At 49.5% G+C, this 13026-nt stretch carries 13 protein-coding genes; 3 read left to right on the top strand and 10 right to left on the bottom strand.

Going from position 1 to position 13026, the window contains the following annotated elements:
* Positions 1-15: 15 nt before the first annotated feature.
* Both dnaA and ACEW8P_RS13800 read left to right on the top strand, forming a co-directional pair.
* Positions 16-1413 (top strand): chromosomal replication initiator protein DnaA, encoded by a 1398-nt coding sequence (gene dnaA, locus ACEW8P_RS13805; RefSeq protein ID WP_373513661.1) that lies wholly within the window; start codon positions 16-18, stop codon positions 1411-1413.
* Position 1414: 1 nt separating this feature from the next.
* Positions 1415-2443 (top strand): hypothetical protein, encoded by a 1029-nt coding sequence (locus ACEW8P_RS13800; protein WP_373513660.1) that lies wholly within the window; start codon positions 1415-1417, stop codon positions 2441-2443.
* Between the two features lie 8 nt (positions 2444-2451).
* On the opposite strand, the gene ACEW8P_RS13795 is transcribed toward ACEW8P_RS13800, so the two are convergent.
* Genes ACEW8P_RS13795 through ACEW8P_RS13780 form a run of 4 tightly spaced genes read right to left on the bottom strand, consistent with a single transcriptional unit; the run spans position 2452 to position 5067 of the window.
* A complete protein-coding gene (locus ACEW8P_RS13795; RefSeq protein WP_373513659.1) occupies positions 2452-3264 on the bottom strand; it encodes a DUF3108 domain-containing protein in 813 nt (270 codons plus the stop codon).
* Positions 3265-3288: 24 nt separating this feature from the next.
* Positions 3289-4362 carry an aminopeptidase gene (locus ACEW8P_RS13790; RefSeq protein ID WP_373513658.1) on the bottom strand — a complete coding sequence of 358 codons (1074 nt, stop codon included), beginning with the start codon at positions 4360-4362 and terminating at the stop codon, positions 3289-3291.
* A gap of 22 nt (positions 4363-4384) precedes the next feature.
* Entirely contained in the window at positions 4385-4756 is a 372-nt protein-coding gene (locus tag ACEW8P_RS13785) for a type II toxin-antitoxin system HigA family antitoxin (RefSeq protein ID WP_373513657.1), read from the bottom strand.
* On the bottom strand, positions 4753-5067 hold the full coding sequence (locus ACEW8P_RS13780) for a type II toxin-antitoxin system HigB family toxin (protein ID WP_373513656.1): 315 nt from the start codon (positions 5065-5067) through the stop codon (positions 4753-4755). The genes ACEW8P_RS13785 and ACEW8P_RS13780 overlap by 4 nt, the downstream gene beginning before the upstream one ends.
* A gap of 282 nt (positions 5068-5349) precedes the next feature.
* Between ACEW8P_RS13780 and recA the strand changes: the two genes are divergently transcribed.
* Positions 5350-6432, top strand: coding sequence for a recombinase RecA (gene recA, locus ACEW8P_RS13775; RefSeq protein WP_373513655.1), 1083 nt, complete (start codon positions 5350-5352; stop codon positions 6430-6432).
* 140 nt (positions 6433-6572) lie between these two features.
* Here the strand turns inward: recA and ACEW8P_RS13770 are convergent, their stop codons facing one another.
* The 6 genes from ACEW8P_RS13770 to pheT all read right to left on the bottom strand — a co-directional run.
* Positions 6573-8117 carry a magnesium chelatase gene (locus tag ACEW8P_RS13770; protein WP_373513654.1) on the bottom strand — a complete coding sequence of 515 codons (1545 nt, stop codon included), beginning with the start codon at positions 8115-8117 and terminating at the stop codon, positions 6573-6575.
* A gap of 82 nt (positions 8118-8199) precedes the next feature.
* Complete coding sequence (locus ACEW8P_RS13765) at positions 8200-9006, bottom strand: SDR family oxidoreductase (protein ID WP_373513653.1); 807 nt, start codon at positions 9004-9006, stop codon at positions 8200-8202.
* A 99-nt stretch (positions 9007-9105) separates the two neighbouring features.
* Positions 9106-10671, bottom strand: coding sequence for a ribonuclease Y (rny, locus tag ACEW8P_RS13760; protein WP_373513652.1), 1566 nt, complete (start codon positions 10669-10671; stop codon positions 9106-9108).
* 103 nt (positions 10672-10774) lie between these two features.
* A complete protein-coding gene (locus tag ACEW8P_RS13755) occupies positions 10775-11068 on the bottom strand; it encodes a cell division protein ZapA (RefSeq protein ID WP_373513651.1) in 294 nt (97 codons plus the stop codon).
* The gene (locus ACEW8P_RS13750; protein ID WP_373513650.1) at positions 11068-11412 is read right to left on the bottom strand and encodes a hypothetical protein; all 345 of its coding nucleotides are present in this window, start codon (positions 11410-11412) and stop codon (positions 11068-11070) included. Before ACEW8P_RS13750 ends, ACEW8P_RS13755 begins: the two co-directional genes overlap by 1 nt.
* Positions 11413-11507: 95 nt before the next feature.
* A partial coding sequence (gene pheT, locus ACEW8P_RS13745) for a phenylalanine--tRNA ligase subunit beta (protein WP_373513649.1) occupies positions 11508-13026 on the bottom strand: 1519 nt, incomplete at its 5' end.

Raw genomic sequence — 13026 nt, 5'->3', positions numbered from 1 at the left:
GCCCCTCCACGCGAAGTGGACATTGTATGGAACAAGTGCCTGCGGATTATTCAGGAGAATATCCCGGATCAGAGCTTCCAAACGTGGTTCGAGCCGATCCGTCCCCTGCGTTTGAGCGGGAAGGTGCTTACCATTCAGGTGCCTAGCCAGTTCTTTTACGAGTGGCTGGAAGACAATTTTGTTCATTTGCTGCGGGATGCGCTCGACTATGCCATCGGTCGTGATGGGATGCTGGAATATTCAATTATCGTCGATCCGGGCACAGAACGGCACCAGCCTTTGACTGTCAGTTTCCCAACTACCAAAAATCCCCAGAATTCCCGACCTGACAATTTCCAGACCGACCCCCGTCTGAATTCAACTCCTCCCAAGGATCAGGATTCACTGCAACTGGATACGTACCTTAACCAAAATTACTCCTTCGACAATTTCATCGAGGGCGATTGCAATCGGCTGGCGCGCTCGGCGGGGTTTGCGGTGGCGCAGCGACCTGGCTTGACCTCCTTCAACCCGCTGATGGTGTACGGGGGCGTAGGACTTGGCAAAACGCACCTCGTACAGGCGATTGGTAACTACATCCGCAATCATTTCAGCGAGAAGGTAGTCATGTATGTTTCGTCTGAGAAATTTACCAACCAGTTCATTAATTCGATCCGCAATAACGTACTGCAGGACTTCAACGATTTCTACATGAAAGTAGACGTACTCGTCATTGACGACGTGCAGTTCCTTTCGGGTAAAGAAAAAACGCAGGATACCTTTTTTCATATTTTCAATCACCTGCACCAGCTCGGCAAGCAGATCATTATGACAAGCGACCGCCCGCCGCGCGAGTTGGAGGGCTTGCAGGACCGCCTGCTCTCGCGCTTCAAATGGGGCTTGACGGCCGATTTGCAGACACCTGATTTTGAGACGCGCATCGCCATTATCCAGGAAAAACTACAGACTGAGGGCATTTTCATCGACAATGAGGTGATCGAGTACGTAGCCCACAGCGTCAATTCTAACGTACGGGAACTGGAAGGCGTGCTGGTGTCGCTCATGGCCCAGGCTTCGCTCACACGGCGGACCATCGACGTAGAGTTGGCCAAGAATACGCTCAAGAATATCGTGATGAACGAAGAAAAGGAGGTGACCATCGACACGATCCAGGAAATCGTGGCCGACCACTTCGAGATGGCCATCGCCGACATGAAGAGCAAGAGCCGCAAGAAAGAGAACGTCTATCCCCGCCAACTGGCGATGTTCCTGGCCAAAGAATACACTGACCTGCCGCTCAAGTCCATCGGTTACCACTTTGGCGGCCGCGACCACAGCACGGTGATTCACTCCATTCAGAGTATCAACGAGTTGATGGGCAACGACCCCGACGTGGACGAAACCGTCCAGAAACTCCGCAGCTATTTTAAGTAAAGTGTCGCCGCCGACTTTACTCCAACGCCATCAAATCGACGACGAAGCCTGGAACGCGCTGATCGAGCATTCGGTGCATCCGGTGATTTATGCCTACACATGGTACCTGGATTGCGTTTCGCCGGATTGGCAGGCGTTGATAGTGGACAATGCGCAGGATGCTGAAATCAATCCGGCAAGTCAGCGAAATATTTCCACCTACCTTATCGTCATGCCGCTACCCGTACGCAAGAAATGGGGGACAACCATCGTACACCAGCCGTTATTTTGTCAGTATTTGGGGCTGTTTTCACAAAAAGAAATTTCTGAGGAAATTTTAACTCTCTTTCTGGAAAGTCTGAACCGCTGCTTTGCCTACGTTTCAGTATACGACTTTCACCCTCGCCACACGTCACTGCTTCAAAAACTACTACCCATTTTTCCTGATTTTGAAGTACGAAAAAAAGCCACGCATTGGCTGAATTTGGAAAAGTCTCACGCAGAATTGACTTCTTGTTACAGCCACGACCGCCAGAAGAATTTAAAGAAGTCAAAGAAGTGTAATTGGCAATGCTCCAAATCAAAAGAGGTTGAACCGCTAATTGCTCTTTTTCGGGAAAATCATGCTTTTAAAATTCAAAACGTGAAGGAAAGTGCCTACGTGCTGCTGCATAGCCTGGCCAATACCGTACTAAAACAAAAGGCAGGTAGTTTGCAGTACGCCAGTCTGCGCGGAGAAATACACGCAGGAGTCATGATTTTGGAGAAAAATGGAACGGGAATTTATATTTTCAACGCCGCCGACGAGATTGGGCGGAAGGGCAACGCCCGGACTTTTCTATTGGATCGATACTTTCAGCGAAACACCGGACAATTGGAAACCTTCGATTTCGAAAGCCCGGAAGTGGAAAGTATCGCCCGATTTTACCAAAGCTTCGGCGCGGAGTGTAAGTCGTTTATCTCTATTAAAAAAAATAAGCTGCCGTTTCCGCTGCGGCAGCTTCAGGAATTCAGGCAGTGGGTATTGAGTCGCCTACGGACGAGCACATAATTCCGCTACTACCTCCACTCGATTTTACTCTGCAAACCCTTATAACTCTTCAAATCCATATCCAGCGACCCTATCCAAAGATCGACTTCCACCTTCACAGGTACCTTGTTCACATCGTCAGACACCCAAATATTGATAGATTCCTCGCCCTTAAAGAACTTGTTATTGGGCATAATCGGGTTTAGTTTGAGTACTTTGATACGACCAAACTTGGTTTTTATCTCGTCTTTACCCCGGTACCTGACTTTCATCGGGAATATCTCACCACCAAAAAACGTCGGTACTTCAACCATTTGTCCTACACTCATGCGGTCGAAATTCAAAGTACGCAGGTAGTAATAGCCGCTGATAACGTCATGGATATTGTTGGGGGTCTTAAAAGATTTCTTCTCATGCTCCTTCACGTCGGAATAAACAACATTGCTGCCGTGGTTGAAAAGTACAGTTTCTTCTTTTCGGAACTTGCCCTCCTCGATTTCCTGCTTGAACATCTGCGGAAGAATCGCGGAGGTGTCGATGTACGAACGCCACTGGTCGCGCACCCGCGACACCAGGTCGAATGCCCCGACGGTGCGTCCAAATACGTTGACGCGGTAGCAAGGGCGGTTGTTGACATTCACTATTGAGTTGCTGACATCCACGCGTGCCTCGGCGGCATTGATGAAGCCATAATGAACACGATATTCGAGCCTTTCGCCCGTACCGAAGCTCGTATTCGGTACCTGTCGGTACCTGTCAGTAGCCTGGAAAGCGGTGATTCCCAACGCGGCGAGGAGGAGTACTATTAACGGCAAGGTAGTTTTTCTGAGGTAGTGTTTCATTTCTATCTGGCTAATGTTGCCTGCTTACAAAGAGGGATATTTCTCTTTCAGGTAGGCCATGTATTTCTGGAAGTCGCCGCTAAATTTGTCGATAAACTCCCGGCGAAATTCATTTTGCTTGGATCTATAAGTTTTGTACCCAACAAAATACGCGTTGTTAGGTAGTTCGGTTTCCGGCTTCTCGGGAACCCGGCGGGTACTGTCGGCCAGGCTTGTGCTATCCACGCCACTACTGAACGACACCCGTCCGCTGAGTAGTGTATCGGCCGTGTTCACGATTCGCTGGATCAAATTCCGTTTCAGTGTGTCCTTCTTTACATCCACTTTTTGGTCGGCGAAGGTTGCGTACAGGCTGTCAAGCTGGGTCGCGCCGCGCAGTACGTGTTGCGCGTAGGCATCGTTGTATTTTTTGGAGAACTCGTACTTTCTGAGCTGCTCCGAATCAGGCCCATATTTCTGGGTCAGGAAGCGCACTGCCCCCCAATCACCGACGAAACTGGCCAGGTTCTCGTTCAATTCCAGATTCCCCTTTACAAACAGCGTTCCATGCGTCAGCTCGTGCAGAATCAGGTTAGCTAGGCTGCCTTCGGAACGATATAGCATACTAGATAGGATTGGGTCTTTCAAGTACCCCAGTGTGGACCAGGCCGACACTTGGTTGATATCTGTATCGTAGTCGAGCTGTACCAATTCTGCCTCCTGCTCGTTGGCTTTATTTTCATCGAAGAATCCCTTGTAAGGAAACGCCCCCACAATCGGAAACTTCCATTCCTTAGCTTCTATTTTGTAACGCGGCGAGGCCGTGATCACCCACAGAATAGGTTTGCCGTGCTGGTCGTAGAAAGTCGTGTAGTTCTTGGACGGGTTCAGCCCCAGCGAATCCACGCCGAATTGCTTAATTTCCTCGATCAGCTTAATCTTTTGTTTGAGCGAATCGGGGAAAGCTGGGTCTGCCAATACGTCCTCCACGTCAGTCACTTTCATCAGAATGCTGATCTGTCCCGAGGCCTGCATCCAACCGTAGCGGAGTTCGTCGCGGTAGAACAAGGCGACCAGGAAAATTGTCAATAGCGTCCAGAGGGCTAGTTTTTTGATCATAAAGTCGATTCAACTACGTAGTTTAAGCCGATAACAAACTGTCGGCAGATATCCCCAAACCGCTGTACAGATTTTTGATCATTCGCAGCGTAAGCGGCCTCTTACGGTTTAGTACTTCCGAGACTCGCTCCTTACTGCCAAAATATTTTACTAAATCTTTCTGACTGAGGTCTTCTTCTTCCATCCTGTATTTAATAGCCTCTATGGGGTCAAGCGGCTGGATGGCGTGATGCTTACTTTCGTAGTCTTCCACGAGTATCGACAAAACTTCAAGAAGATCTGCTTCCGCCGAATCAGGCGGGCAGTCCCACAGCTTAGATATTTCGTCCATGACAGCATCATAATCTTCTTCAGACTTGATGGGCTTCAAAGCAATTTTTGTTTCTGCGTTCATGATTGGCGTTGTTTGTGTCCAACTGTTTTCGGGTCAATGGCATCGTATTCGCTGTGCGAGCCAATAAATATTACCCAGCAAATCTGCTTGTCATATCGGAAGGCGGCTACCAGGCGGTATTTATTTTTAGCAATATTGAAAATGATCCTTGTATTGCCCACGTAATCAGCCCCTTTAAAAGCTTTCGTTACGTCGCTAGGCGTTTGAAATTTCGCCTTCCTGATGCGGTCATGCCAACCCTGCAAACCGCTTCGGGCATCGGGATACCGATTCCAAAAGTTTTTCAGGGTTTTGAGAGAGATGACGCGCATTGGTTTAACAAAAGAGCGGGAGTGAAAGTTACCAGCAAGGTAACTACAACTTCTGATTTTACGATTTTTTCGGAGAATCTAGTTAATTGAAGAGTCTTTTTTTTTGAATATCTCTTTCACAGTCATTGGTTAAAAAACTATTGATTATGATATAAAAATCAATTGCCTATATCAATTATTAAACATATATTTACACTTTAATTTAATCATAAGAAAAACACGGTTAAAGCGTATCTTACGCCGCCTTTATTCTGTTCTTAACAAACTATTTAAACATCTCTTATGGCACAAGCAAGTGATGCAGACAGCAAAATGAAAGCGCTGCAGACTACCCTAGAAAAATTAGACAAAACGTACGGCAAAGGCACAGTCATGCGTCTGAGTGACAGCAAAGTATTGGACGTTCCGACGATCTCGACGGGTTCGCTCGGCCTGGATTTGGCACTAGGCATCGGCGGACTGCCCCGTGGCCGCGTGGTCGAGATTTACGGACCTGAGGCTTCCGGTAAAACTACCCTAGCCATGCACTGCATCGCCGAAGCTCAGAAGAAGGGTGGTTTGGCCGCCATTGTGGACGCTGAACACGCCTTCGACCGATCTTATGCTGAGAAACTAGGTATAGACACAAAGAATCTACTCATCTCGCAGCCCGATAGCGGTGAACAGGCTCTCGAAATTACTGAACACCTCATCAGCAGCGGCGCAGTGGACATCATCGTTATCGACTCAGTGGCGGCCCTCGTTCCTCGTGCGGAGCTTGAAGGCGAAATGGGCGACAGCAAGATGGGATTGCAAGCTCGTCTCATGTCGCAGGCCCTGCGGAAGCTGACGGGCGTCATCAATAAGACGGGATGCTGCTGCATATTCATCAACCAGTTGCGGGAGAAAATCGGCGTTATGTTCGGCAACCCCGAAACTACTACTGGTGGTAATGCCCTGAAATACTACTGCTCGGTGCGGCTGGATATCCGGCGAGTCGGAGCAATTAAGGAAAGTGCCGGCAATATTCTTGGTAACCGCACCCGCGTGAAAGTCGTAAAGAATAAGCTTGCGCCCCCCTTCAAGGTCATTGAGTTCGATATCATGTATGGTGAGGGTATTTCCAAAGCCGGTGAAATCATTGATTTGGCCGTTGAGTTGGACATCGTCAACAAATCCGGCTCATGGTTCAGCTACGATGGCAATCGTCTCGGCCAGGGCCGTGACGCGGTGAAGTCGCTCATCAAGGATAATCCTGAGTTGATGGAGGAGTTGGAGACAAAGATCAAGGCTAAGGTCAATGGGGATCCCGAGGCCCTGGAAGATATGAGCGAAGGTAACGAAGACGCTGAAAAATCAGCCAAGGTGGTTGACAAAGCGGTTTAAGTTTCTCGGTATCATTATCAAAAATGCCCCGCCAAATTTGGCGGGGCATTTTTTTATTAATCTAAAAAATCTAGAAAAGGCCGTAAGCTGGCTGGAAGCAAATTGTAGCAACGGCCTGCCGGAGCGGTGCCGACCGTCAATCAAAACGGCTTCCCGTCGTCATCATCGTCAAAATCAAAGCCGAAATCGTCTCCCTCGCCGCCTGGCCCGGAGAACATACTGCTTACCAAGTCTTTGAAGTGCGTCCCTTTGTCGAGGGCCTGCTTACCGATGAGTGAATACTCGGCCATGCCGTGCAGCGCAAACTCCATCATAAATAGCTTCTCTTCCTTGGGCAATCGTTGCGTGAACTCATCCACGAAGTCGTCTAGCCCGTCGATGGTGCGCAACCGGGCTTCGTATTCACGGTTGGTCATGTCACTCATCAAATCCATCTCGTTGTTGGCCCCGAACCAGTCCACGATCTTGGCGAACGGATTACGCTTAGATTTTTTGGCTTTTTCTGGATCAGGAAAAAAGTTGAGGAACTGGGTGCGGATCGCTTTGCCAATTAAATTTTGAGCCACGATGACCGGGCCCTCCACTTCTCCTTCGTACACCAGCTCCACCTTACCACAGATGGCAGGTACTACGCCGTACAAATCCGAAATACGGATGTAGGTATCTTTCTCACCGTTCATCAGGGCGCGGCGTTCGGCGGCGCTCAGCAGGCTTTCGTAGGCCGATATTGTCATCCGGGCCGATACGCCGCTCTTACTGTCCACGTACTCGCTCTCGCGGGCTTCGAAAGCAATCTGCTCGATGAGTGTCTTGATTAGATCGTTCAATTTCACCAAACCCTTTTGCTCCGGCTTAACAACGGCTTCTTGCTCGGTGATTCTCTGCCCGATTTCCAAGCTCTTTGGATAGTGCGTCACGATTTGGCTGTCGATGCGGTCTTTGAGGGGTGTCACGATGCTACCCCGGTTAGTATAGTCCTCGGGATTGGCCGTAAAGACAAACAGAATGTCTAGCGGTAGCCGCAGTTTGAAGCCGCGAATTTGTATATCGCCTTCCTGCAAAATATTGAACAGGGCCACTTGAATCCGCGCCTGCAAATCCGGCAATTCATTGATAACGAAAATGCCCCGGTGTGAGCGTGGAATCAGGCCGAAGTGAATCACTCGCTCGTCGGAGTAAGGTAGTTTCATGGTCGCGGCCTTGATAGGGTCCACGTCACCAATAAGATCAGCCACCGACACATCAGGCGTAGCGAGTTTTTCGGTGTAACGGTCGGAGCGGTGCATCCAGGCCACGGGCGCGTCGTCGCCATGTTCGGCCACGATGTCCTTGGCTACGCGTGAAAGCGGGTCGAGTGGGTCGTCGTTCAGGTCGGTACCCTTGACATAGGGAATGTACTCGTCGAGCAGACTGACCATCATCCGGGCGATGCGGGTTTTTGCCTGACCACGCAAACCCAGCAGATTGATATTGTGCATCGAGAGAATGGCGCGCTCCACATCGGGAATCACGGTATCCTCGTAGCCCCAAATGCCGGGAAATACTTCTTCCTTTTTACGGATTTTGGCAATCAGGTTGTCACGAAGTTCTTGTTTGATAGTTTTGGGCTGGTAGCCAGCGGCCTTTAATTCGCCCAGGGTCTTTATATTCAATAATTGTTTTTTATTGAGATCGGTGTAGTTCATGCAGAATTTTAGTAGAGAAATGAGTGTAGGGCGATAGCTGACCGCCCTTGCCTAACAAGGCCCGATAATAAATGGTTTGCCGCTACATGCCATAGAACCACATGAGCAGCCGCTCGAAACCACGCTGCGGCAGGATTCTCCGTAACAGGATGGCTGATTTCTGAATGAAGGGTCCGACGGTGTAGTGCAATTCGGGATTTTTCTGACCGATAATCCAGGCTACTTTTCTGGCAATAACGATGGGCTGCGCTGCCTGCCTGACTTCTTCGTTGATCTGACGGTGTATTTTGGCAAACCTTTTGGCGTAAACAGAATCCTCCCGCAGATTGACCACCAGGCGATTTTGGTTGATGCTAGTCGCAATGTCGCCGGGCAACAGGCTGCACACCCGGATGTTGAACTCCCTCAACTCAATGCTCAACGACTCGGTCAAGATTTCCAGAGAGGCTTTGGAAGCACTGTAAACGCCCCGAAAGGGTAAGCCCATTTCGGCAGCGATAGAACTAATGTTCAGAATCAGGCCGCTGCGTTGCTTCCGAAAAATAGGTATAATCGAGCGGCAGACACGCAACATTCCTAGTACGTTGGTATCGAATACCTTATGGATGAGTTCGTCCGTTGTCTCTTCCAGCGGTCCAATGATGCCCAGCCCAGCATTGTTGATGAGAACGTCTATGTGTCCCACTTTTTCCAGAACTGAATCTACCGCCTCTCGCACTGAATCTTCGCTGGTCACGTCCATAGAAACCCATTCGAATTCAATTCCCTCCGGTCGGCTACGACTTGTTCCAAAAACCCGAAAGCCTTTTTTTGTCAAATACTCCGCTGTACTCCGACCTATACCTGACGAGGCACCGGTGATGAGTATAACTTGGGGAGAATTAGGCATAGGAATGGAAAAGTACTGAGAGCAAAGATACCCGAAAGAAAAAACCTACGGCCTTCTTCATGAAAGACATAGGTTTTTTACTAAAAAATCACTCCCGCGCTAACGGGCGTAGGCGACCGAACGCATCTCGCGAATCACCGTAACCTTGATCTGGCCGGGATATTGCATTTCCTTTTCGATTTTCTGGGAAATATCAAAAGACAACAGGCCTGCTTTCTCATCGCTTACGTTCTCTGCGTCAACGATGACACGAATCTCGCGCCCGGCCTGGATGGCGTAGCATTTGTCCACGCCGTCAAAGGCAGTGGCCAGGTCTTCCAGATCACGGAGCCGTTTGATGTACGACTCCATCATCTCGCGACGCGCCCCCGGCCGCGATCCCGAAATAGCGTCGCACACCTGAATGATGGGTGAAATCAAGCTGGTTTTCTCAACTTCATCGTGGTGGGCACCAATGGCATTGCAGACTTCGGGATGTTCTTTGAATTTTTTGGCGAGATCCATGCCCAACAATGCGTGCGGCATGTCCGATTCTTCGGGATAGACCTTGCCGATGTCGTGCAACAGCCCGGCTCGCTTAGCAAGTTTGGCGTTCAGGCCCAGTTCGGAGGCCATAGTGGCGCAAAGCTTGGCCACTTCGCGCGAATGTTGCAGTAGATTTTGGCCATAAGACGAGCGGAAGCGCATCCGCCCGATCATCTTAACCAGTTCAGGGTGCAGACCATGAACGCCCATGTCGATGACGGTGCGTTCACCAATTTCCACGATTTCGTCCTCAATGTTCTTGCGGGTTTTGGCTACTACTTCCTCAATGCGGGCCGGGTGGATGCGTCCGTCCTGAACCAGGCGGTGAAGCGATAGCCGCGCAATCTCGCGGCGGACGGGGTCAAAACCCGAAATGACGATGGCCTCCGGTGTATCATCTACGATGATTTCCACACCCGTGGCGGCTTCCAGGGCACGGATGTTACGGCCTTCGCGACCGATAATCTTGCCCTTGATGTCGTCGTTCTCGATATTGAACACCGAGACACAGTTCTCGATGGCGTGTTCGGCGGCGGTGCGCTGAATGGTTTCAATAACGATTTTCTTTGCCTCCTTAGTGGCCGTCAGCCGCGACTCTTCCATCACGTTTTTAATGTGCGAGGCGGCCTTGGTTTCGGCTTCGGCTTTGAGGGCGTCCACCAGTTGGTCGCGCGCTTCGGCGGCGGTGAGGTTGGCGATTTTCTCCAACTGCGATACCTGCTGTTGGAGCATTCGATCAGCTTCTTCGCGCCGCTTGGCGGCGGCTTCTGTTTGCTGAGTCAGATTGCTTTTCTGAGATTCAAGGTCGTTTTCGCGGCGCTTGTTTTGCTCCATCATCTGGGAGATGGACTGCTCGCGCTGCTTCAACTTCTGCTCGTTGGTTTGGAGGATGTTCTTTTTACGATTGGATTCTTCTTCGAATTCCTCCTTCAGGCGTAAGTACTTCTCCTTGGCTTCGAGGATTCGGTCTTTCTTGATGTTCTCGGCGCTTACTTCGGCGTTACGCAGTATTTCGGCGGCGCGCGAATTAGCTTCTTCTTCTCTTTTTTCGGAGGCTTTCTGGTAAAGCGACTTCCCAAAATAGAAACCGGCACCCGCCGCGACGGCTACCGCTATAATTAGTATTAATACGTCTGGCATATTCATGATCCTGTTAGGTGGTTTACGATGCTGACCACCCACACGCAATTAGAATACCGAACTGTTCCGTTATAACAATCTTTTTTGAGTCTAAAATTAAAATTTACAAAGCTTCCAGAAGCGTGGTGTCTAAGTCATCCATCTGCTCTTCAAGCGCGGCAATCATTATTTTTAGTTGGTTCTGAGATTTCTGAAGCGCCACCATGCAGTCAATGGAGGCCAAAGCTACTGCCTCCTCCGGCAGGTGCTTTTTTTTATGGTGTTCCACTTTTTGGAGAAACGTGGCGTATCCGTCTTCGTAAAAGGACACCTGATCGACTGGCACACTAAGGTTGAAGCCTTTATCAAGTATTTTTATGAATACATTCTTGTACGTTTCTTGCCGATTTTTATCCATTACATGGTGTCTTCGAGCATCTCAATGCACCGATCTATCTCAATTATATATTGTTCAACCGATTCTTTCAGTTCGGCTAACCCGTCTGTGGGTGTCAGCTTATTACTGACAATTTTAGCGAAATTTTTAGATTTATCGAAATCTTTTTGGATTGTACTACTCTTTTTTTGGATATGTCTGATCTTTTCTTCGAGTTGGCGGTAGTCCGCTTTTAACGCGGCGTGTTCGCGTTCGAGCTTCACCAAATCCCACTTCTGCTTGCTATTGATCGCAATCAGATGCCGCAACTTCTCCTTGACGTTGCTAATCTTCTTATTTAAATGATCAAGCGGAAAAACAGACATTTCTTATTGGTGGAGAATTGAGAATTGAGAGTGGATGGCGATTTTCGTTTTGTCTAGTTCGCGTTACAAACACAACCCATGCCTAGACTTAATCCTTATTTCCTTATCACCGCGCCCAGATCCTTCTCGAATGTTGTCATCAACCGTTGCATGGTTTTGTCGATAACTTTGTCGGTGAGTGTTTGCTGCTCGTCTTGCAAAGTGAAACTCAATGCGTAGGCTTTCTTGCCCGCCAGGGCCTCGCCCTCAAACACGTCAAACACGTTGACCTCTCGTAAGAGTTTCCGCTCGGTGCGGTAAGCGAGCTGTTTGAGTTGATCGAAACTGACCGACTTATCCAGTACCAGCGACAAATCGCGGCGTACTTCGGGGAAACGAGCCACTTCCTGATACTGAACGACCGGGCTATATTGCTTCAGCAAATAGTCCCAGTCGAAATCGGCGTACCAGACGGGCGTTTTCAAACCCGCTTTCCTAGTCAAGGCAGACTGCACGAGTCCCAAACTGACCAATGGTTTTTTATTTAAAGTAAATTCGAGACCTGATTGGAATATCTTGTTGCTGATCTTCGCGGCTTCGGTGCCTTTCACTTTCATAGCGGCCAAAACCTGCTGCACAGCTCCGGCCAAATCATGGAACTCCAAGGCCCGACTTTTTTCAAACCAACTCTCGGCTGCTACGTTGCCTGTCATAAAAACGCCAAGATGTCCCTTTTCTACGTACTTTCCGTCTTTTTTATGATAGGTTTTTCCGAACTCAAAGAGTTTCAAGTCGGTCTGCCGTCGGTTGACGTTGTAGGCCAGCGTTTCCAAACCTCCGAAAAGCATGGTTTGCCGCATTTCCGACAAATCTTCACTTAGGTAATTCAAAATCTTCACCGGCTCACCAAGTAGTTCGTCCGTCAGGGTAGCTTGCGCCTCGGGCTTAGTCAACGAGTTATTGATTGTTTCATAAAAGCCGTTAGCCGCCAATGTTTCGGCGCAGCGCAACCGCAGCTTGTCGGGATCGTTGAGCGGGAAGTCCGACAGGAAGTCCGAACCCAGAGCAGGGGATAGCTCTACGTTGTCGAAACCATAAATCCGCAGCACTTCCTCGATCACGTCGGCCTCGCGCTGCACATCAACGCGGTAGGGCGGCACGACAGCCGTGAAACCTTCCTCGCTCGCGTCCTCGACTCTAATATCAAGCTTTTCTAATATGGATTGAATCAAAGATCGCTCCAATTCTTTTCCAATCAGCTGATTGACGTTCCGGTACTTAACGGGAACCGTGAAATCTGCAATCGGTTGGGGATAAAGGTCGGTCACCTCGGAGGAAATCTCGCCGCCCGCAATTTCCTGCAATAGCAAAGCCGCCCTTTGCAGTGCGAAAAGCGGCATATTTGGGTCGGTACCGCGCTCATAACGGAACGAGGCATCTGTTTTCAAACTGTGCCGTTGCGCGGTGCGCCGAATCCAATCCGGCGAGAAATAAGCCGATTCCAAGAAAATAGCCTTGGTGTCGAACGTCACGCCCGACTTAGTACCGCCAAAAACACCCGCGATACACATGGGTTCTTCGGCGTTGCAGATCATCAGATCGTCTGCCGCCAGCTTGCGCTCTGTACCGTCAAGA

Origin of the sequence: Persicitalea sp. (assembly GCF_041751555.1) — a bacterium.
GTDB lineage: Bacteria > Bacteroidota > Bacteroidia > Cytophagales > Spirosomataceae > Persicitalea.
The sequence above is the reverse complement of the archived record's forward strand: the minus strand, read 5'-3'. Positions and strand labels throughout refer to the sequence as shown.

Excerpts from the sequence above, each read along its gene's own strand:
- ACEW8P_RS13755 (WP_373513651.1), bottom strand. The coding sequence starts at position 11,068 with ATGGATAAAAATCGGCAAGAAACGTACAAGAATGTATTCATAAAAATA.
- ACEW8P_RS13790 (WP_373513658.1), bottom strand. The coding sequence starts at position 4,362 with ATGATCAAAAAACTAGCCCTCTGGACGCTATTGACAATTTTCCTGGTC.
- rny (WP_373513652.1), bottom strand. The coding sequence starts at position 10,671 with ATGCCAGACGTATTAATACTAATTATAGCGGTAGCCGTCGCGGCGGGT.
- recA (WP_373513655.1), top strand. The coding sequence starts at position 5,350 with ATGGCACAAGCAAGTGATGCAGACAGCAAAATGAAAGCGCTGCAGACT.
- ACEW8P_RS13750 (WP_373513650.1), bottom strand. The coding sequence starts at position 11,412 with ATGTCTGTTTTTCCGCTTGATCATTTAAATAAGAAGATTAGCAACGTC.
- ACEW8P_RS13795 (WP_373513659.1), bottom strand. The coding sequence starts at position 3,264 with ATGAAACACTACCTCAGAAAAACTACCTTGCCGTTAATAGTACTCCTC.
- ACEW8P_RS13785 (WP_373513657.1), bottom strand. The coding sequence starts at position 4,756 with ATGAACGCAGAAACAAAAATTGCTTTGAAGCCCATCAAGTCTGAAGAA.
- ACEW8P_RS13780 (WP_373513656.1), bottom strand. The coding sequence starts at position 5,067 with ATGCGCGTCATCTCTCTCAAAACCCTGAAAAACTTTTGGAATCGGTAT.
- ACEW8P_RS13765 (WP_373513653.1), bottom strand. The coding sequence starts at position 9,006 with ATGCCTAATTCTCCCCAAGTTATACTCATCACCGGTGCCTCGTCAGGT.
- ACEW8P_RS13770 (WP_373513654.1), bottom strand. The coding sequence starts at position 8,117 with ATGAACTACACCGATCTCAATAAAAAACAATTATTGAATATAAAGACC.